This window comes from Streptomyces sp. NPDC052052 (assembly GCF_040680455.1).
Classification (GTDB): domain Bacteria; phylum Actinomycetota; class Actinomycetes; order Streptomycetales; family Streptomycetaceae; genus Streptomyces.
On the sequence record NZ_JBFAWU010000012.1, the window covers coordinates 37116 to 57728 of the forward strand.

At 67.5% G+C, this 20613-nt stretch carries 17 protein-coding genes; 9 read left to right on the top strand and 8 right to left on the bottom strand.

The annotated features are described in order from the left end of the window. Positions 1-315 precede the first annotated feature (315 nt). The 8 genes from AB0L71_RS16345 (at position 316) to AB0L71_RS16380 (ending at position 6401) form a co-directional block, all read left to right on the top strand. Entirely contained in the window at positions 316-531 is a 216-nt protein-coding gene (locus tag AB0L71_RS16345) for a DUF6243 family protein (protein WP_365243011.1), read from the top strand. A gap of 501 nt (positions 532-1032) precedes the next feature. Continuing rightward, positions 1033-1281, top strand: coding sequence for a type II toxin-antitoxin system CcdA family antitoxin (locus AB0L71_RS16350; RefSeq protein ID WP_365243013.1), 249 nt, complete (start codon positions 1033-1035; stop codon positions 1279-1281). Next, on the top strand, positions 1278-1679 hold the full coding sequence (locus AB0L71_RS16355) for a PIN domain-containing protein (protein WP_365243015.1): 402 nt from the start codon (positions 1278-1280) through the stop codon (positions 1677-1679). Before AB0L71_RS16350 ends, AB0L71_RS16355 begins: the two co-directional genes overlap by 4 nt. Before the next feature lie 398 nt (positions 1680-2077). After that, the gene (locus tag AB0L71_RS16360) at positions 2078-2272 is read left to right on the top strand and encodes a type II toxin-antitoxin system Phd/YefM family antitoxin (RefSeq protein ID WP_365243017.1); all 195 of its coding nucleotides are present in this window, start codon (positions 2078-2080) and stop codon (positions 2270-2272) included. A 29-nt stretch (positions 2273-2301) separates the two neighbouring features. After that, a complete protein-coding gene (locus AB0L71_RS16365) occupies positions 2302-2667 on the top strand; it encodes a hypothetical protein (protein WP_365243019.1) in 366 nt (121 codons plus the stop codon). Further along, entirely contained in the window at positions 2664-2987 is a 324-nt protein-coding gene (locus AB0L71_RS16370; protein ID WP_365243021.1) for a hypothetical protein, read from the top strand. The genes AB0L71_RS16365 and AB0L71_RS16370 overlap by 4 nt, the downstream gene beginning before the upstream one ends. A 429-nt stretch (positions 2988-3416) precedes the next feature. Then, entirely contained in the window at positions 3417-3818 is a 402-nt protein-coding gene (locus AB0L71_RS16375; protein ID WP_365243023.1) for a PIN domain-containing protein, read from the top strand. A 1470-nt stretch (positions 3819-5288) separates the two neighbouring features. Continuing rightward, the gene (locus tag AB0L71_RS16380; RefSeq protein WP_365243025.1) at positions 5289-6401 is read left to right on the top strand and encodes a hypothetical protein; all 1113 of its coding nucleotides are present in this window, start codon (positions 5289-5291) and stop codon (positions 6399-6401) included. Between the two features lie 293 nt (positions 6402-6694). Here the strand turns inward: AB0L71_RS16380 and AB0L71_RS16385 are convergent, their stop codons facing one another. Both AB0L71_RS16385 and AB0L71_RS16390 read right to left on the bottom strand, forming a co-directional pair. Continuing rightward, a complete protein-coding gene (locus AB0L71_RS16385) occupies positions 6695-7342 on the bottom strand; it encodes a class I SAM-dependent methyltransferase (protein ID WP_365243027.1) in 648 nt (215 codons plus the stop codon). A gap of 88 nt (positions 7343-7430) precedes the next feature. Next, positions 7431-8207 (bottom strand): polysaccharide deacetylase family protein, encoded by a 777-nt coding sequence (locus AB0L71_RS16390; protein ID WP_365243029.1) that lies wholly within the window; start codon positions 8205-8207, stop codon positions 7431-7433. 609 nt (positions 8208-8816) lie between these two features. On the opposite strand from AB0L71_RS16390, the gene AB0L71_RS16395 reads away from it, so the two are divergent. After that, entirely contained in the window at positions 8817-10097 is a 1281-nt protein-coding gene (locus tag AB0L71_RS16395; RefSeq protein ID WP_365243031.1) for a peptidase, read from the top strand. Positions 10098-10215: 118 nt separating this feature from the next. On the opposite strand, the gene AB0L71_RS16400 is transcribed toward AB0L71_RS16395, so the two are convergent. The 6 genes from AB0L71_RS16400 to AB0L71_RS16425 form a co-directional block, all read right to left on the bottom strand. After that, complete coding sequence (locus AB0L71_RS16400) at positions 10216-12621, bottom strand: PA14 domain-containing protein (RefSeq protein WP_365243033.1); 2406 nt, start codon at positions 12619-12621, stop codon at positions 10216-10218. Positions 12622-12822: 201 nt separating this feature from the next. Next, positions 12823-13137, bottom strand: coding sequence for a hypothetical protein (locus tag AB0L71_RS16405; RefSeq protein ID WP_365243035.1), 315 nt, complete (start codon positions 13135-13137; stop codon positions 12823-12825). Between the two features lie 3 nt (positions 13138-13140). Then, positions 13141-13683 carry a GNAT family N-acetyltransferase gene (locus AB0L71_RS16410; RefSeq protein WP_365243037.1) on the bottom strand — a complete coding sequence of 181 codons (543 nt, stop codon included), beginning with the start codon at positions 13681-13683 and terminating at the stop codon, positions 13141-13143. Between the two features lie 162 nt (positions 13684-13845). Further along, the gene (locus AB0L71_RS16415) at positions 13846-16932 is read right to left on the bottom strand and encodes an FG-GAP-like repeat-containing protein (protein ID WP_365243039.1); all 3087 of its coding nucleotides are present in this window, start codon (positions 16930-16932) and stop codon (positions 13846-13848) included. 203 nt (positions 16933-17135) lie between these two features. After that, positions 17136-18395 carry an arginine deiminase gene (locus tag AB0L71_RS16420; RefSeq protein ID WP_365243040.1) on the bottom strand — a complete coding sequence of 420 codons (1260 nt, stop codon included), beginning with the start codon at positions 18393-18395 and terminating at the stop codon, positions 17136-17138. A gap of 68 nt (positions 18396-18463) precedes the next feature. Further along, positions 18464-19939 carry a basic amino acid/polyamine antiporter gene (locus AB0L71_RS16425; protein ID WP_365243042.1) on the bottom strand — a complete coding sequence of 492 codons (1476 nt, stop codon included), beginning with the start codon at positions 19937-19939 and terminating at the stop codon, positions 18464-18466. Positions 19940-20613: the final 674 nt, after the last annotated feature.

A 20613-nucleotide genomic window follows, 5' to 3' on the forward strand; every position in this document is an offset into this window, starting at 1 on the left:
CATCCGGGTTGCCCTCGCCGACCGGTACAAGAGTTCCTGCCGCAGGTGGCCGGTCGCCGGACGCGATTGCCCCGCGGCTGGAGACCATCGCGGGCACGGTCGGGGCGCGGGCGATCGGGGAGTTCGGGATCGATGTCTCGCGCTTGCACTGATACATGACCAGCATGTCCGTGCACGGCGCATACTCGGACGAAGGCCAGGACGCCGATGTACGAGTGAGAGCGTGATGGGCCCCTGCTGACGTTCCTCGACGTCGCCGCGCCCGTCCCCCACCGATGAATCCGTAGATCACTTCACATCATTCCGGGAGAACCCATGACCGTGAGCAAGAACATCAACAACCCCGTGGGCATGGGCGGCGGCCAGCGCAAGAGACTGTCCCGCGCCGAACGGCAGAACAACGGTCCGCACCGCAACCTCGACCGCCAGGGTGCCGCCGACCGGAAGGCGGAGCTGGTGCGCAAGATGCGCCAGAAGGCAGGCGCAGCCGAGGGCGCCGGGCAGACGGGCGACGACACCGCACAGAGCTGACGCACCACCGTCGCAGGGCGGCACCGCACGAGGCAGGGCCAGGGCCGCGACGCACGGTCCGGGCCCTGCTGCCGTACCGGGGGTCTGCGGCCGTACCGGGCGCGGCCGGTCCCGCTCAGCTCTCGGCCGACCACCCGCGTCTCAGCCGACCACCCGGAGGTGGGCGTGCCACTACGTGCCAGTCAGGACGGTGAACAGCGGTCAGCAGAGGCCCGAACGAAGCCACTACGGCACGCCCCCATGGGTGCGTTTACCCAGGTCAGAGGGCATGCAAGCCTACCCAGTACCGGGTGATTCCCAAGCTTAGAGCGCGAGTTCGATTCTCGTCACCCGCTCCATGATGAAGGCCCTGGTCGGCGACCGGGGCCTTTCGCTTGCCTGTCAGGGCACCACCGCCTGGCCAGTGCCGGAAGCCGCACCCTTCCGATCGCGCAACCTTGATCGAAACGGTTGGCGGCACAAGCCCGAGCCCTCCTGCGCATACTCCAGTATGCTTACCGCATGTCCTCAACGACTCGCATCACCGTCACGCTGCCCAGCGACCAGGTGGCGGAGCTCCGCAAGCTCACGGACAACGTCTCCGGCTACGTAGCGGAAGCCGTAGCCCGTCAGATCCGGCACCAGCTTCTGGGCGACGACCTTCGCCGCCACGAGGAGGAGCACGGACACTTCAGCGACGAGGAACTCGCCGAAGCCCACTCCAAGATCTTTGGCACCGCGGGCTCCCCCAAGGACGCGGACGCCGCGTGAGCGAGCGCATCGAGACCGTTGTCCTGGACTCGGAAGGGCTCTCCGCCTGGATCGCACAGGACCGCAAGTTCCTCGCGATGTTGCAGGTGTTCCACGACATGGGGGCAGACCTCGTGATCGGGGCGAACACCATCGTGGAAGTCAGCCACTCCCGCACCAACACCCCACGCCTGAACTGGGCCCTGTCCCGCATCAAGGTGGAGCCGATCACCGAGCAGGCGGCCAAAGCGGCAGCGGAGCTTCTCAAAGGCGCCGGACTGCACGGGCACAAGTACGCCATCGACGCCACGGTCGCCGAGGTCGCACTGCGCCAGCCGAAACCGGTCGCCCTACTGACGTCCGACAGCGACGACATGACCAAGCTCTGCGGCGACCAGGTCCGCATCATCCCTCTCTGACCCACCGCCCCACCCGGAGCACGCAACTTGGCAGGTTCCGCTGCACTGCCACCACCCGTGCCCCATCCGTGCCCAGCGGAACGGACAACAGCGGTCATGTACGGATCCCAGAGACCACAGCCGACCACCCCACGAAAGGGAAAAGCGCAGGCCAGAGACGCATCGGGGTGCCAAGAACCGTTGATTCCCAAGCTCAGAGCGCGAGTTCGATTCTCATCACCCGCTCCACGAAGCCCTACCTCAAAGCCCCAGGCCGACGGCCTGGGGCTTGATTGTTGCTCAAGCCCGATCGAGTGCCCTGGGCTCGTTCTGCACCCACGCATCAATCGGCGGCTTCCGGCCATCAACAACCCACGAGCACATATGCCAACTATGATAGTTGTTATATGCTTCTGTGCATGGAGACGAAGACGTACACAACCATCGACCTGCGCAAGGGAATGGGCGAGATCCTGGACCGGACCCGGATCGCCGGTGAGGCCGCTGCCATCACCCGTAAAGGGAAGACGGTCGCCTACTTGGTGCCGGCCGAGTGGTTCGAGCAGATGGCCCGTCGGCACCAGTCGCACGAGGCCCGGCACGAGGCGGCCTGACCCACTCTCCCTACCAAGGAGCCCGAACCATGCCCGCCCATGCACTCCACTTCGATGGGTACGAGGGGGAACCCCTGCGGTTGCCACCCATGCCCGAACACACGCCTCAAGCACTCCGGTTGGCCATTCAGGAACACACTCCGCACCTCCTCCCGGACTTTGAGGCTCACTGGAAGCGCGTCATCGGCGACGCCTTCAACATCACTCCTGTACCGGCCTTCATGCGCCTGTGGTGGACGCAGTACGCCATCGCGCGAGATCCCGTCCTCGACTCACACCTTCGCGACCTCGAAGCCCGCGCCGCCAAGTCCGAGGACCCCGAGGAGTCCATCCGGCTTCTGGAGGAGTACAGCCGCCTCCGACACGAAGCCGCCGAGAGGAAGCCCGGAGAGTGATCGACGAACCACTCCGGCCGCCTTGGCAGATGGACTGGACGGAGCAGGCGCAGCACGACTTCCAGAACATGCCCGCCGAAGGCAGCAACCTGGTCATGAGTGCCCGTGCGGAACTGGTCACCGCCGAAGACCCGTACTTCCGGGGAATCGACGCCGACGCCTCGCTCCCCCACTGGATGACCGTCCGGCCACTGACCTCCACAAGCCCCGGTGGCCCCCATATCGTGGACCTGGCCGGCGGACGCGGCTGGCTCATCTACACATTCATGCGCCGCCATGCCGACCCACAGATCGTCATCACCGAAGCCTTCTGGGCATGACGTCTGCGCCATCGCAGTGCCTGCACCACGGGCAGCTTTCGTTTCCTGTCACGCTCCGGCACAAGCCTCAGGCTGATGACCGGCCGTCGACGTGCCCCGTCCGTGCCCTTCGGAGCGGAGAACAGCAGTCACTCACGGCTCCCAGGGAGCCAGGACAACCGCCCCACTCCCGACAAACGTGCAGATCAGTGCCACCCCACCCACTCAAGCACCGGTGATTCCCAAGCTCAGAGCGCGAGTTCGATTCTCGTCACCCGCTCCATGCAAAAGCCCCAGGCCAACGGCCCGGGCCTTCTTTGTCACCTTGCCCTCAGGACGCATCAGACAACGCGTCCGCGCCGCACTGACCCGTGCCACGGCCTCCTCGCCGGCAGAAGCCCGGTCGAAGATCTTCGGCGCCCCTGCCCCCTCCCAGGACGCGGACGCGGCATGCGTGAACGCATCGAGACCGTCGTCCTGGACTCGGAAGGGCTTTCGGCCTGGGTCGCACAGGACCGTAAGTTCCTCGCACTGCTGCAAGTGTTCCACGAGATGGGCGCCGACCTTGTCATCGGGGCGAACACCATCGTGGAGGTCAGTCACTCGCGCACCAACGCTCCACGCCTCAACTGGGCTCTGTCCCGGATCAAGGTGGAACCGGTCACCGAGCAGGCGGCAAAGGCTGCTGCCGAGCTTCTCAAAGGAGCAGGACTGCATGGCCACAGGTACGCCATCGATGCCACCGTGGCCGAGGTAGCCCTTCGCCAGCCGAAGCCGGTCGCGGTACTGACGTCCGACAGCGACGACATGACCAAGCTCTGCGGTAACCACGTCCGGATCATCCCGCTCTGACTTGCCGGCTTCTTCGGGCAGATGCGGCTCGGTGCTTCCTCAGCGAGGCCCCATGGGGCGCAGCTTTGACGGGCGTCTACAGCGCACCACCGCTCGCGCCCTCTCTGTGCCCAGCGGAACGGTCAACAGCGGTGAACCAAGGCAGCCAGAGACCACTGCAGGAGCGAAGTGCTTTCGCCCACAGTATGCGCCGTTGATTCCCAGGCTCAGAGCGCGAGTTCAACTCCTGCCTCAACCGCCTCAAAAGGCTTCTCCCGTACGGCCACAGCGCCTCGCACGCCACGAGTGCCGTTTGGGTTCTCCCCGGTGGCGCCTCCGGCCCCACAGCCGCAGGCAGTCGTATGTTCACCACGTCCTGTGTAGGCCTCGCCCAGAAAGGCGGCACCCTCCTGGGCGGCAATGGGCTGCTCTCGTTGATATGACACGCCCCACGGGCGGTACTCCCACGAGCCAACAGGGCCGTACCGCTCGTAGTTGCCCAGACGACGACGCCACAGGTCAGGTACGCGGCGCTCCACCGCGCGTGGTTGCAGTCAAGCCATTTAGTTCGGCGGATTCTTACTCAGGGTGCGGGAGGGCAACGGTAAACGAACGCTCCGTTTGCTGTGGGTGTGTGCCAGTTGCCATGCGTGGTGGAAATAGGCTGATCGACCGGGCGAGCCGTTGGAGGTCTACCCAATGCCACGGCTCTTTCGCTGACATCCAGCCTTGCCATAGACGACTACGGGCGGCTGTGGCGTTCAGTGATCGCGAACGGCCCGAGTGTGCTCAGGTGGAGCCCGGCAGGCGGGGTGTAGATCGAACTCCTGAAGCGGGTGTCGACAAGCGGGTGTCGACGGTCGGATCAATGACCGATGAGACGATCCGGGCCAATGCCTCAACCGCGACCTGCTCGTCGGCATGTGGCACACGCTGCTCAAACTGATCAGTCGCGATATCCGAGAGGACTGGGAGAGCTCCCTCGACGAGCTGGCTCACAGCGTTCAGGCCGCTGCGCGAACCTCACAGAACTGCACCGCCGCTTGCTTGCGGATGTGCTCGCCGTCGGCGGTGATCACCTCTGGCGCTCACCGGTGGCTGCGCGGTCCAGGCGCACGACCTGGTCGACCGGCTCAGCCAGCGGAAATGATGAGTCCCCTGTGCACTGCAAGCCTCCATTACCGGAGGACGGTGAAGGCAAGCTGAACGCCCTCCATGCGGTCGGCCCGAGTGCGCAGCCACAACGGCCAGTGCCACTGGAGTAATAGATCCATGACCACTCGCCCCAAAGAACCCCTGACGTCGCCTCGCCGATCCGTCAGGGAATTGAAAACTCATCACAGAACACCCATTCGAAAATCGCTCATAATTCTCCATCAAATCACCTATGCCAAGGACCGAAGGCCACCAAAGCATGACAACCGCTTGACCCACCACTCCACCGAAAGTGAGACTCAGAACGGACAACCTTTTCCAGCAGGGAGCGAAATAATGGAAGTGCAGCACAGCCTCACCGAGCCAGGGAAGCCCTTTTACAACATGAAAAAGCCCGTAGAGATCGTATGCGCATCTCCAGGTTTTTCCATGAGCCGCCATGATCACGGATGGGAAATCAAGAGCGACGGGCACACTAGAGCAATCAACGTACCAGAGGTTGTAACCGGGGACGAATACGTAGAATTTGCACGCAAGATTTATCGCATGAACTGGATCCCAGCGGCACGTAAGTGGACCGGTGAGCCATCACTGTCATTCGAGGAGGTATCTCCAGTAGAAGCGTGCGAGCTTCTACTCCGGATCCCTTGGTACCAACGCAATATGGACGATCGGAAGATCGAAGAGTGGGCTGGCGCCATGGCTCGAGGCGAGTGGCGCACCACCCACCAGGGGCTAGCAATTGACCACCAGGGGATGCTTTTCGACGGCCAGCACAGGCTAGCTGCACAAATCATTGTAGGAAAGACGCTACGATACAGCGTAGCGCGAGGAATCCAAGGAGACACATTCACGGTAGTTGATCGCGGTAAAATGCGTAGCAGCTCCTACACATTCGCAGCCGCAGGAGAAAAGGATGCATTCAATCTGTCAGCCGCCCTGCGCCTTCTATGGATGTGGGAAAATGTCGCTGTAGAAAAATGGAAAAATAGGCATCCAGTGTCCGACGATCAACTCAGGGAAGTACTGGAGCGGCACCCAGATATCCGACATTCCGTAAAGCGAGGGAAAACAGTCCCTGGGGCATCGGCCCGAGCCACCACCTTGATTCACTACCTGGCCGCCCAGGCATGCGGATCATCCACGGTCCCGGATAACTGGTATGCACAGCTTGGCAGTGGAGAGAACTTTCAGCGGCGCGATCCAGGGCTAGTGCTACGCAATTATTTTCTCGGGGGTGAATCAAACGAGAAAGGTAGCGGCGCACCAGTTCGGAGCATGCAGTCAGTAATCCAAGTTCTATTCCTATTTGCGACAGCATGGAATAACACTTGCACCGGCCAGCAGCGATCAATCGTAAAGGCGTATGGGATTCACGGCGTCCCAGCACTCAAGACTCCCGGCCCAAGGCATCTATTTCGATTCCCGCTCGATGCCCCCATCGAGTAAGGTCAACGGATTTTGGCATACGAGCCGGGGTGGTCAGCAGTCGAGAGCCACCCCGGCCCAAAGCCAAGTCTCTGTTTGCAGCGCCTTATCACTGGCCGACCGAGCACCCGGGGGCCAATGGCCATGAGTCAGGCGTCATGCGAGGCGGCTGAACTGCAATGCCGGCGTTCCGCGGGTCCCGCGTCGGGCCGTTACTCATGGCCGTTGCCCCGGGGGCTGCTTCCTTGATAATCGGTGCAAGGCATTACAGCAGCCAAGCGGCCGTCACCCTCGCATCGCCCCTGATGTGAGCGTTACATGTGAAGACGACTCCTACGGGCGTACGCGGTCAGCCAGTTGAGATCGCGGTGCCCGGCCCCGTACCGCTCCCGCTCGTTGACGACCCGTACATCCGGCCCCGCGAACCCGGCGCCTTCCAGCAGACCCCGGACCCGCTCCGCGGTCTGGTAGCGGAAGAAACGGGCCCCGTCGGCACTGAACGACTCGACGATCTCCTCCTCGCCCTTGCCCTCCTTGAAGCTGACGAACAACGCCCCGCCCGGGCGCAGCACCCGCCGGAACTCCGACAGTGCGGCCGCCACGTCCTCGTCCCTGAGGTGCAGCAGCGTGGCCTGGGACCAGACACCGGCGAAGCTCGCGTCGGGGAAGTCCAGCGCGCGCACGTCCATGCGCCGGAAGTCGAGGCCGGGGTGGAGCTCCCTGGCCCGGTCCAGGAAGTGTTCGCTCAGATCGATGCCGGTCACTGTGATACCGCGGGCCGCGAGGAGCGCCGTGTCGCGGCCGAAGGCGCAGCCGGCGTCCAGGACCGGGCCCGCCGGGTCGGGCAACAGCGCGGTGAAGGCGTCGAGTTCGGCGTCCGGGACCATGTCCTTGGTGGCGGTTTCGTAGGTGCGAGCGCTGTGCCCGTAGGCGGCGAGGGTACGCGAGAGGTAGTCGGGCATGACGGAAACGTACTCCGCGGCAGCGACCGCCGTCCGTCCCGCTTCCCTTTCCTGCCAAGGGACTTGAGGTCGGTGCGGGCCGCCCCGTTCACCGCACGGGGAAGCCGAAGGAGTACCCCTGCTCCTTCAGCCAGGGCAGAACCTCGCGCAGAGCGTCCAGGGTCTGGGAGCGATCCCCTCCCGCGTCGTGGAAGAGGATGGTCGGCCCGTTGGATATCTCGCTCTTGACGGTGGCGACCATCGTGTCCACACCGGGGCGCTCGAAGTCCTTGGTGTCGACGTTCCAGCCCAGCGGTCGCATCCCCCGGGACGCGGCGAGCTGTCGGCTGTACGGGGTGAAGGCACCACCCGGGGCCCGGTAGTACTGCGGCCGGACGCCCCCGGACGCCTTGGTGATCATGCGTTCGGCATCCAGAATCTGCTGCGACTGGTACGCCTCGGACTTGGTGTCCATGGTGGTGTCGTGCGAGACGGTGTGGTTGCACAGCCGGTGCCCGTCCGCCACGACGGCCTTGACCAGGTCCGGGTACGCCTGGGCCTGCGTGCCCACCATGCAGAACGTGGCCTTCACGCCGTTGTCCTTCAGCAGTTGCAGCACCTGCGGCGTCCAGTTCGGGTCCGGACCGTCGTCGATGGTGATGTTGACGCCCCGGTCGCCGCGGTCCGAGGCGTGCGCGATGTCCGCCGCCACCTTGTCCACCTGGCGTGAAGGCTGGGCGGCCGGCGCCGATACACGCACCTGAGGCCCCTCCCCCGCAGGGTTGGCCTGCGCGGTCCATACCGAGGCGGCAGCGGCCGCCGCTGTCACCCCGAGCGCCGCTGCGAGAAGCCGGCCGTGCCATGACTTTCCCTTGTGCCGTGCCATGTCCGCCCGCCCTTGTGCCGTCTTTGCCGATGCCGTGCCCTCATGAAGACATACGAACACCCCTGTGAGATACCGCGGTTACCGATCGCGGACACATCTGCAGGGGGCCGACGACAATCGCGGACGTTCCGCGACAGGCAAGGGGCGCAACGTCCTCGCGAAGACACCGGTGAGGGCAGCGGACGCGAGTCCGCACGCATTCCGACGGAAGCCGAGACCCGGCAACCAGAGACAGCGATCAGGGCCAACCTCATGCGCACGCCGCGCGCCGGGTGCTGCCGCGGCGGTGGATGTCCGCAACAGGGCGGCCGCTGCGCGGGGAGGCGTCCGCGGGGGTGTGGGCGCTCGCCGGGCCGGGCGGTGTCGAGGAAGCGCGGAATGCCGCACCCAGGGCCCTGTGGCAATGATCACAGCGAAAGCACAGGCAGGGAAAGCAACTGTGCACTTTCGCCTTTTCTGTCCGTCCCGATGTGGTGGTACTGGCCGGAACAGATGAAGAATTCATGACGGTCGATCGTTGCCCCGGCCCTACGATCGCCTGGAGTCGCATCCGCGTGTCCCATTCCGCTGCGACCCCTTCTTCCCTTTTTCGGACGCCGAAGGGCTCTTGTGAAGATTCGCCGGATTCTTGCCACAACTATTGCCGCCGCAGTGACCACGCCTGCTCTCCTGCTGTCGGTCACTCCCTCGTTCGCCGACGACAAGCCGGCGGCGCAGACGCAGAACAAGCCGTCTGTCGCAGAGCTGGAAAAGGCCGCCGCCGCCGCGAAAGTAGCGTACGAAGCCGCCGTGGCGGCCGAGGACGCTGCCATGGCGGCTCTGAAAGTAGCCCTGTCCGACACCACCCCTCTGGCCGTGGCCGCCAAGGCCGCCGAGGCCGCGGCAGCGGAGGCCGCCACCGCGAAGACCGCCGCCGACCAGGCGGTCCTCGACGCCAGGGCCGCGGTCGACGCCCTCCCGGAGACGGCCACCGAGGAGGAGAAGACCGCCGCCGCGGCCAAGCTCACCGAAGCGGAGTCCACTGCCAGGACCGCTGCCGAGACCAAGGCCGCCGCCGACGCCAAGGCAGTCGAAGCGCAGACCGCGCGGGATGACGAGCGGGTCGCCGCGGCCCGGCAGCTGAGCCAGGCGCGGAAGGCCACCGAGGCGGCGCTCGCCGCCAAGACCGCCGCCGACGAGGCGCTGGCCAAGGCGAAGGAGGAAGAGGGCGACGACGAGGACGGCGAGGCCTGCGTCCCCGAGGCCAAACTCACCACGATCGTCACGGGTCTGCCCTCCACCGTCGTCGCCGGCACGAAGGTCCACTTCAATCTCCGGGTGACCAACGGCACCGACAAGACGATGGACGAGGTGCTTCCGTTCGCCTACGTCCACGCCACCGACAAGAGCGGCCTCAAGAGCATCGACGACCTGGTGCACCTGCAGTGGTCCTCCGCCTCGTCCTCGAAGTGGAAGACCGTCGACAACGAGCACTACATGGACGCCATCAGCCCGCTGAAGGCCGGCGCCCACGCCGACGTCAAGATGCGCCTCACCATCGACACCTCGGCCCCCGCGGGCAACGGCGTCACCTTCGTCGCCGGTGACTACTTCAACGACAACGGCACCTGCGGCGGGAGCCCGGACCTCGAGGGCTACGAGTTCCTGATCGCCGCCGCGGGCAGCAAGCCCGGCAAGGTCGACGACGCCAAGCCCAGCACGACCAAGCCGAACACCTCGGACCTCAAGCCGCAGAGCGGCACGTCGGCCAGTCCGGTGAGTGGCAGCCTCGCTGCCACCGGCTCGTCCACCGCGACGTCGCAGCTCGCCCTCGCGAGCGGTACGGCTGTAGCGATCGGCGCGGGCGCGGTGTTCCTCGCACGCCGCCGCAAGGCCGGCTCCCACGCCTGACGCATGGGGCGGGGTGCCGACCCGGCACTCCGCCCCATGTGCTGACCGCCCAACGGGCCCGACACCGCTGCTCGGTGTCGGGCCCGACGCGGTGACGCCGCCGCCTGCCCCGTCAGAATCAGGACTCCCAGATGCCGTACGCCCTCGATCGGGTCACGACCTCGGCGCCCGAGGCGTCCAGGCGTACGACGCGGTAGTAGTACAGGCTGAGCAGGTCCTCGTGCACCGTGGTGTCCATGTAGTACGCGGCGTCACCCGCGGTGCCCTCGGTCAGGGTGACGTAGGTGGCAGTGACCGGGTCCCAACGCTCCACGCGGTAGCTCGCGAACCGGGAGCAGTCCCCGAGGCCGGAACTCTCGGAGCAGCCGACATACAGCTCCGGATACCGGTCCTCACGGACGCCGGTCTCCGTCCAGCCCGGCGGCCGGGTGTCGGGCAGGGTGACCGAGACCTCGGCGGGGTGGAGGGCGTCGAGGGCCTCGTTGTCGTTCAGAGGCCAGGCGTCCTTGGCAGCCACCTTGTAGACGTGGGTGGCGCCGTCGGGGACTGTCGGGCAGAGCATCTCGGTCCTGGGCAGGGAGCTGCCGGTCCAGCAGTTCTCCTTCCAGACGGTCTCACCGCTGTCCGGGTCGGTGACACCCTGCCACACGCGGTAGCCGGTGACGTCGGCATCGGCGGGCGGTGTCCAGGTCAGCCGGACACCGAGCGGGATGCGTTCCGCGGTCAGGTTCTGTACCGGAGCGGGACGCACGGTGTCGGGAGTGGTCTCCCTGGCGGCCGGGCCGGGCCGCGAGACATGGCCGTACCGGTCGGTCGTCACAACTCGGTAGTCGTACGTCGTCTCCGATGCGCCCTGGACGTCCCAACAGCTGCCGTTGACCTGCTTGGCGGCGGACCAGGGAGCGCTGCCGCCCGTCCAGCTCCAGTACGTGTGCGGGTCGGCCAGCGGCTTGTCCTGCGAGGTGAACGGCTTGCACTTGTCCACGATGCTGGTCTCGCCGGTCACGGTGTCGGTACGGACGATCTCGTACGTGGGAAGGGGCTTTTCGTCGACGGTCCACGGGTCGACGCTGCTCCACTCGACCATCACGCCCACACCGAACCTGGTGGCGGTGGTCTGGAACGAGGGGATCGCTTCCGGCCGGTCGGCCATGTTCAGCGTGATCTCCACCGGCGCGGCTGCGTTGCCCTTGGCGTCCACCGCGCGCACCGCGTACCGGTAGGTGTCGGCGACGGCGGCCAGCTGACGTGGCACCACGTCGGTCTGCGTGACAGCGCTCTCCTTGGGCCCGGCGTCGACATAGCCGCCGGTCGCCGGGTCGTACTGGAGGACCTGGTAGGAGGCGGCCTCGGTGACGGGCGACCACATCAGATGCGGAACGCCCGACTGGTACTCGACGCGAAGCTGCTCGACGGCGGCCGGCGGGGTCAGGTCGGAGGTGGTGAACGTCGTGGCGGCCGAGTACGCCGACCAGTTCCCGGCGGCGTCCCGGGCCCGGCCCCGGTAGGTGACCTTGCTGCCGTCGGCCGGATAGCCGGTGTCGCAGATCGCGCCCTTGGCGCCGGAGTAGACGGTGCTCCAGCGGTTCGTGGTGGCGTCGAGCCGCTGCATCTCGTACCAGGCGATGTCGGCGGCGTTCTTCGCGGTGGTGACCAGCTGCGGGGCTGCGTAGGGCTGGTCGTTCGGGCACCCGTCCCACTCGACGAACGGGGCGGCGGGCGGCGTCCTGTCGACGGTGGCGACGAGCTGGTCCGCGGTGCCGCCGGAGACATTGCCCGCCTTGTCGACGGCCCGCACCTCGTAGTAGTAGGACGCGCCGGTCTTCGGCAGGGTGCTGTCGGTGTACGACGTGGCCGTCGTCGTCGCGAGCGGCTTGGAGGCGAACGACGTGCCCTTCAGCCGCCGGTAGACCCGGTAGTTCGCGAGGTCCATCTCCCTGTTCCTGGACCAGGTGAGCTTGGCCGCGCCGGTGGCGGTGCTGTAGGAAACGGCCGCGCCGGTCGGGGTGAGGGGCTTGACCTTGTCGACGTCGGCGGAAGTGCGCGGCGTGTAGGTATAGGTGACCTTCGCGGTGCCCGTCCAGTTGACGTAGTCGACGCGGAGCGTGTGCTTGCCCTTGGGAATCGTCACGTTGACCGTCTTCTTGACGGTGGTGGAGACGTTCTTCCACAGGTTGATCTTGCGGACGCCGTCCAGATAGACCCGTATGCCGTCCTGCGCGGAGACTTTGAACGTGAAGGGGCCCCCGGAGCCGAAGTCGCGCGACACCGACCAGCGCACACCGAAGTTGTTGGACGGTACGCCGGAGGTGGGTTTGCCCGTACCCCAGTTCTGGTCGATCGCGGAGTCGCAGTCCGTCCTCTTGGGTGTGCCCGAGAACGTCGTGTTCGCGAAGAACTGCCGTGTGAAGACGGGGGAGGTGCAGCTCACCGCCGCGGAGGCGGGTACGACGGTGGCGTGGAGCACTCCGCCTGCCGTGGCCAGGACCAAAGCAATAGCGGCAGCGCGTCTGGCTGGGTTCATCAAGTCCTTCAGTCCTGTTCGGCGACAGATATCGATCAGACGTCGCCGAACAGGACTGACAAGAGCATCGATTGGTTGTAAGGGCCACAGCTGGTCACCCCAGCGGCGACAGCCCGGTCGTTCGAGGGCAGGGTCTCGGTTCCGACCGCCACCGTGACGGTTCCCGGTAGGACGAGGTGATGCCGCGTCGGGACGGTGCGTTCACACGCAAGGTGGGGCAGCCGGAGCGCGCTCGGGTGCGGGCGCGCCGAGCCCGGCGGCGAACTCCGGCAGCCACACGTGCAGCGGTGCCGGTCGTCGTCGACGACGTTGAGCACGCCACCTGCATCGCGGTGGCCGCGTCGTCGGCGTGCGCGCGGCGGGGATGGCGGTGAGGAGGTTGACGACCGCGTCGGGCGCGGCCTGCCGTACTGCGGTGAGCAGTTGATCGCGGTCGAGCGCGTCGGCGACGACGACATGCGCGCCGGCGGCCTCGAGCGCGGCGGTGCGCCGGGTACTGCGGGCCAGGTCGACCACGGGTCAGACGCGGCTCAGACCCCAGGTCTGGAGGGCGAAGGGCCGCCCCTTCTCCTCACCCGTGATCAGCGGCACGTCCAGCAGACCGAAGCCCGCCTTGGTGGCCACGGCGACGCTGGCGGCGTTCTCGGCCTCCAGTTCCAGGATCACCTGCTCCGCACCGAGCTGCTCGAAGGCGTACGCGGTCATCACCCGCACCGCCCGCGCCGCCAGCCCCTGGCCGCGGTGGGCCGGGCCGACCGCGTAGCCGATTTCCGTGCCCTCGGGGGCGCGCCGGAGCATCACCTCGCCGAGCGGTGCGCCGTTGTCGACGGTGATGGCGAGCAGGATGGCCGTGCCCTCCCACCGGAGCTGCCGGCTGCGGTCCAGCCGTGCAAGGGCAGCCGCTTCGTCGAAGGGCGAGACGATCGGTGTCCAGTACGCGATGTCGGGGTGATCGAACAGCTCCGGCATCGCGGTCAGGTCAGCCTCCGCCCAGTCGCGGAGGACGAGGCCCTCCCCCGAGAGTTCGATCCGCTCGGGAAAGGACGACGTGGTACTCCTCATGGTGGGGCCCTTCCTGGACTGTGCCGGACGAGATCAGGACAGGACCAGTATCGACCGGTGCGGTGACACGCGGCCGCGCACCCCTGGTCATGACCGGGCACCGTCGCACGGGATCACGCCCCGCCGCTGCCGAGGCGGGGCGTGATCACCGTGCTGGGCCCGTCAGAACACGCCCTTGTACTTCTGCCACCCCGTGGCGATCTTCGTGCGGGACCCGAACGAACCCTTGCCGTTACCCGTGTTGCGCCACACGTTGCCGGAGGTGTCGCGGGACACCAGGTCCGCCTTGCCATCGCCGGTGATGTCGCCGACGCCGATGACGACGTTGTACGACGCGCCCCACTTGGTGGCCACCTTCACCCGGGACTTGAAACGGCCGGAGCCGGTGCCGTCGTACCGCCACAGGGTGTTGGACCTGTCCTGGGCCAGGAGGTCACCGCGGCCGTCGCCGTTGAAGTCGCCGACGCCCACGATCTTCTTGTAACCCGACCAGTTCGTCGCGATCCGCACCCGCGCCGACAGCTTCCCCGTGCTCGTCCCCTTGTAGAGGAACACCTCACCCGTCGACGCCTTGCGCGCGATCAGGTCCGGGCGGCCGTCGCCCGTGATGTCCCCCGGGGAGGTCAGCACGTTGTACTGGTTCCAGCCCTTGCCCAGTGAGGTGCGCGGCGTGCTGGTGAGGAAGGCCTGTCCGCGCATGGTCCGGTACACCCGCAGTTCTCCGCTGCTGAACCGCACCAGGATGTCGTTGCGGCGGTCGCCGTCGAGGTCGCCGAACGGGACGAGCGTCACCGAGGAGGGCCAGCCCGAGGCCGAGATGGTCCCGCTCAGCTTGCCCGCTCCGTCGCCCGTCCGGTAGCTGACGACACCGGACGACGTGAGTGTGAGGGCGTCGCCGATCCCGTCGGGTGCCCAGGCGTTCTTGTGGCTGAAGTCGTGGCGTACGGCTGCCCCGACGGAGACGTTGACCGTGGTCGACACCGTCAGCGCGGCTCCGGAGCCGTCGGCGGGCGGGGCCGTCAGCTTGAAGGTGTACGTGCCGTTCGGGACGAGTGCGCCGGCGGTGTCACGGAGGTTCCACCGCGCGGTCAGCGTGCCGTCCACCTCGCCGCCGGTGAGCGTACGGACCACGGCGCCGGTGGCCTTGCGGGTGAACGTGGCCTTCCAGGAGGAGGCGGGCTTGGAGAACACTCCGCGCCACTGCCACCACGGACTGGTGGCCGCACTGCTCTCCGAGGAATTGTTGGTCACCTCGGACTCGGGCATGCCGAGCGCCTGGGTGGCGACCCCACTGGGCACCAGATGGATCTGCCGGTCCGCGTCGACATAGGCCGCCGGTCCGCCGAACTTGTCCACGGTCCAGGTCACCCCGCGCAGGCTGGAGCTGCCCGCCGCGAGGTCGCCGATCCTGCGGGTGCTCGTGCTGCCGTCGGCGAAGGCGGTGAGGAGGAGCTCCCCGGCCGAGGTGTCGTGCCGGACGAGGTAGCCGTCGCCGAGCAGCGCCTCGCCCGACGGGACGGGGATGTTCTTCTTCGCGGTGCGGTCCCAGACCCCGGCCGAGGCGGAGGTGCCGCACGACCAGTAGATCCAGCGGCCGACGACCTGCAACTCCTTGGGAGTGCAGGGGGCACCGGTGCTCACGGTGTCGGTGACCTTGCCGGTCTTCAGGTCCTTCGCGGTGACGACGCCGGTGGCGGAACCCGGTGTCCACAGCCTGGTCCCCCACACGGAGGCGGCGGTGACCGAGCGGGAGACGATGGGCTGCAGGTCGCGGTGGACGCCGAGGTCTCCGACGTACTGCTTGGCGGGAGAGGAGCCGTTGACAACCGCGTAGCGGCCCGTGATGTCCAGGACGGTCCCGGAAGCCGAGGGCAGACGGAAGAAGCCCGCCTCGTCGGCCTTGTCGAGGGACTGGACGTACGAACCGGTGGGGTCGGCGGTGAGCGTCACCGCGCGGCCGTCCCCGGTGGCGAACGGGCCCTCCCCGCGGTTGTTCCACGACTGCCAGGTCGGAGTGCCCGGCGCGTAGGACGTCCCGGCGGTCGAGACCTGACGGGTGAAATTGGCACCGAGGAAGCTGCCGTCGGCCTCGTCGGTGGCCAGGGTGCCGTTCTGCAGCGACAGCCGGTTGATCCGCGCGGCCACCGCCGGGACGGCGGTCACCTCCGTCAGCGTCGGGGCGTCCGTCTCCGTGTCGGTGACCTTGCGCACCGCCCAGTGCCCGGAGTCGGCGCCGCCCACGACCAGCAGGCCACCGTCCGGCGCCGGGGTGACCGAGGTGTTCGCGTGCCGGAGCAGGGTGACCGGGTCGCCACCCGCCAGGGGAACGGCCATCAGCGGTTCCCCGGACCTGTCCACCAGGTTGCCGGGCGACGACGGTACGGAGCGGGCGACCACCAGCCAGCGGCCGGCGATGCCCAGGTACGGGGTGCCCTCGGTGCCGGGCAGCGTCACGGTCGTTCCGGCGGCGGAGAGGTCGGTGCGGTCCAGGACGTGTGCCGTGCTGCCGGACGTGTACCAGACCAGCCGGTCGCCGCTCAGCGCGACGGCCGTCGGGGCGGTGGGCAGGGTCACGTCACCGGTGACCTTCGCGGCGGCCAGGTCCACCAGGGTCAGGTGGCGCACGCCGCCCAGTGCGTAACTGATGACAGCGGTGCCGCTGTCGCCGCCCAGGACGGTGAAGTCGCTGGTGACTCCGGTCGGCCACCCGTCGACCGTCGTGCCCTCGGCGGGCGCGCCGTCGCCGTAGAGCCACAGCACCCGGTCGCCGTCGGCATCCCGCTCCTGGGTCAGCACATGGGCGCCGTACATGGCCTCGTACGTGCCATGGGTGAGGGCGACGTCCGTGGCGGTACCGGAGGCCATGTCCCGGAGGACGACCTTCTCGGTGGGCGAGACGACCTCGGTGACGATGTCGGACGACGATCCGAGGTAGGCGGAGCGTTCGAGCCGGGCGAGGGCGCCCAGTTCGGTGGTGGCACCGGTGCCGTACGACGTCCACAGATAGCCGGAACTGCCTTCCTGGGCATGCAGATAGCCGTTCGCGCCAGCGACGTACAACCGGTCCCCGCGCGGGACGTAGCGGTCCGACTGGAAGACCTTCTCCGCCGCCAGGGAGGTGCCCCCGGCGACGGTGTCCGCGCCGGCCTGGACGGAGAGCGGGCCGGGACCAGCGGTCACGGCGAGGACTGCCGACGTGGCGACGGCACCACGGGCGAGGGAGCGGCGAGCGAGGGAGCGGCGGGCCAACGCGGCCTCCTGGGCGAGGAAAAGGTGTGGCGGGACAGCAGCGAGCCACAGCCGCGCGTCAGCGGTGCTGCAAAGAATGTCCAGCCCCCGGCCGCCCCCCTACAAGGCGTCCATGAGGCTAACAGCAACCCAACCCCCTCCGGGAGTAAAGGGGTTCACTTCCTCGACTGGATCTGCCCGGCGCCGTGCCCTCGCCCGCGCCGTCAGAAGTCCACCGCGTCCCGGGACAGCGGGCAGGTCATGCAGTGGCCGCCGCCCCGACCGCGGCCGAGTTCGGCGCCGACGATGGTGATGACCTCGACGCCGGCCTTGCGCAGGAGGGTGTTGGTCTGGGTGTTGCGGTCGTAGGTGAAGACAACACCGGGCTCCACGGCCACCGCGTTGTTGCCGCTGTCCCACTGCTGGCGTTCCGATGCGTACAGGTCGCCGCCGGTCTCGATCACCCTGAGCCGGGGCAGGCCGAGTCCCCGGGCGACCACGTCGACGAACGGGGTCGAGCCCTCGTCGGTGACCTCGATCCCCGGGGACCTGTCACTGGGGCGCAGGGAGAAGGTGTGGACCTCGTTCATGATCTTCGGGTAGAGGGTGACGAGGTCGCGGTCGGCGAAGGTGAAGACGGTGTCGAGGTGCATGGCGGACCGCAGGCTCGGCATGCCCGCGACGATCACGTGCTCGGCGACACCGTTCTGGAACAGCGCGTCCGCGACCTGGCTGATGGCCTGGCGCGAGGTGCGTTCGCTCATGCCCATGAGCACCACGCCGTTGCCCACCGGCATGATGTCGCCGCCCTCGAAGGTGGCCCGGCCCCAGTCGCGTTCCGGGTCGCCCCACCACACCGTCGCGTCCTTGTAGTCGGGGTGGAAGGTGTAGATCGCCTTCATCAGCAGGGTCTCGTCATGGCGGGCGGGCCAGTACAGGGGGTTCAGCGTCAGTCCGCCGTAGAGCCAGCAGGTGGTGTCACGGGTGTAGAGGGTGTTGGGCAGCGGCGGCATCAGATACTCGCGGGCGCCGGTGGACTCGCGGGCCAGGGTCATGTACGGGGAGCGGAAGTCGTCGGGCAGATCGGCGACGGCCATGCCACCGATCAGGAGTTCGGCGAGCCGACGGTGCCCGAGTGTCTCCAGGAAGTCCCGGGTGGCGTCGAGGAGACCGATGCCGACCTCGTTCGCCGTGATCTTGCGGTCCAGGAGCCATGTCCTGGCTTCCGGGATGGCCATCGTCTCGGCGAGCAGATCGTGCAGCTCGACGACCTCGACACCGCGCAGGCGGAGTTTGTTCACGAAGTCGGCGTGGTCGCGCTCGGCGTTCTCCACCCACATCACGTCGTCGAAGAGCAGCTCGTCGGAGTTGGTGGGGGTGAGCCGGCGATGGGCGAGGCCGGGTGCGCAGACCAGCACCTTGCGCAGCTTTCCGACCTCGGAATGGACCCCGAGGGCCGGCTTGGTGGTGTCGGTGCTCGTCACGGTGCGCCTTTCGGTCGGAGGGAGGTTGATCAGTAACGGTCGACGGGCGGTCGGGCGTGGCGCCGGGGTCAGAGTTCGATCCAGCCGGCCGCCAGGGCGACCACGCCCACGACGGCGCCGACGACCGAGACCGCACAGATGACGGCCTCCGCGGGCGAGAACAGCCGACGGTTCTGCTCGCGCCGGGCCTTGATGAACAGGAGCGTCGCGGGGGCGTAGATGATGAAGGAGATCAGGACGAACTTCAGCCCCGCCGCGAAGAGGAGAAACGCGGTGTAGAGCATGGCGAGCACGCCGACCACGAGTTCGCGCCGGGTGCTGTGGCCGGCCGCGCCTCCCCCGCCCGTATCCGGGCTGCCCGGCCGGAACGCGATCTTCACCGCGAAGGCCGCCGCGAGGAAGAACGGGATCAGGGTCAACGCGCTGGTCAGGTCGAGCGCGAAGTTGAACGCGTCGTCGGAGAACAGGGTGACGACGAGGACGACCTGGCTCAGCAGCGTGGTCAGCAGCAGGGCCGAGGCGGGTACGTCGGCGGCGGTGGTACGGCCGAGGAACCGCGGCATGTCGCGGTCCCGGGCCGCGACGAGCAGGACCTCGGCGGCCATCAGGGTCCAGGCCAGATAGGCGCCGAGAACCGAGACGATGAGCCCGACGCTGACGAAGACCTTGCCCCAGGGGCCCACCGCGTGCTCCAGGACCCCTGCCATGGAGGGCTGGCGCAACTCGGCGATCTCGCTCATCGGCATCAGCCCGTACGACACGATGGTGACGGAGGCGAAGACGGCGAAGACGCTCAGGAAGCCAAGGACCGTGGCCCGTCCGATGTCCTCGCGGCGCTTGGCGTGCCGGGAGTACACGCTGGCGCCCTCGACTCCGAGGAAGACGAACACCGTGGCGAGCATCGTGCCGCGGACCTGGTTGAACAGGGAGCCCGCGTAGTCGGCGCCGCCGAAGTTGTCGGCGAAGACGGACGGCCGGAAGTAGAACAACGCCAGCAGGACGAAGATCAGGATCGGCACGATCTTCGCCACGGTGACGATCCTGTTGATGGCCGTCGCTTCCTTGACACCGCGCCGGATCAGGAGGAAGAAGCCCCACAGGCCCAGCGTCGACAGGACCACCGCGAGCAGGGTGTCCCCGTTGCCGAGGCTCGGCCAGACGGCGCCGATCGTCGACATGATCAGCACCCAGTAGGTGACGTTGCCGACACAGGCGCTGGCCCAGTATCCGAAGGCGGAGAAGAAGCCGAGGTACTCGCCGAATCCGGCCTTCGCGTACGCGTAGACACCGGCATCCAGGTCCGGTCTGCGGACGGCGAGGTTCTGGAACACAAAGGCGAGCATGAGCATGCCGAAGCCGGCGATCGCCCAGGCGATCAGCGCACCGGCCACGCCCGTCTCCGCGGCGAACCGCCCCGGCAGGGAGAACACCCCGGCGCCCACCATCGAGCCGACGACCATCGCCGTCAGCGTCAGCAGGGTGAGCTTGGCGGCCACCGGTTTCCCGGCGGCCCCCGGCTCCGTGCCGCTGCCCACGTCCGTCATGCCCGTACTCATCACTGCCCGCCCCTCATCGACACGCTCCAGTGCCACAGGCGCAGGAGCCGAACGCAGGCACCGGGCGCCCGCCCTTCCCCAGAAGGTCGTCCGTCACGTCAAACCCCCGGATTCACGGAGAAAGGCGGGCGCCTGCCGCATTGCCAGACCAGCGAGAGGAATTTATCCCTATCTGGACCTTTTCGCCCGATATGGCGCTCCACGGTCCGCTCAGCAGGAACCACGACAGCCGCCGCAGGCCACCCCGACGACCACGATCCGCCCCGCCCGCACACACCTCACCCGACGGCGGCCACGCACATCGGAGACCCCGCACCGACTCAGGAGGCGCGGGACGCGGGGCGCATGACGGGCACACACACGGGACGGACTCTCCGTCACCGGAACCCGGCCGACAGCACCAGAGGATCGCCCAGGATCTCTCGCCGGGGCCGGGCCGGACTCGCACACCCCGGTCGCCGACCCAAGCTGCTCCGGCCGGGCCAGGCCCGGTCCGGTCCAGCCGATCCGGACGAAAGATCCTCGAGCCGCAGGAAGTCCCTGCCCTGTCCCGCATGTGCGTCACACACCCACAGACAGGAAGGAGAGGAAATTCGAGCCTGAATGTGAACATTCCGCGCCATGCGTGCAACTGGCGTGTCCGCCTTGACATTTACCCATCG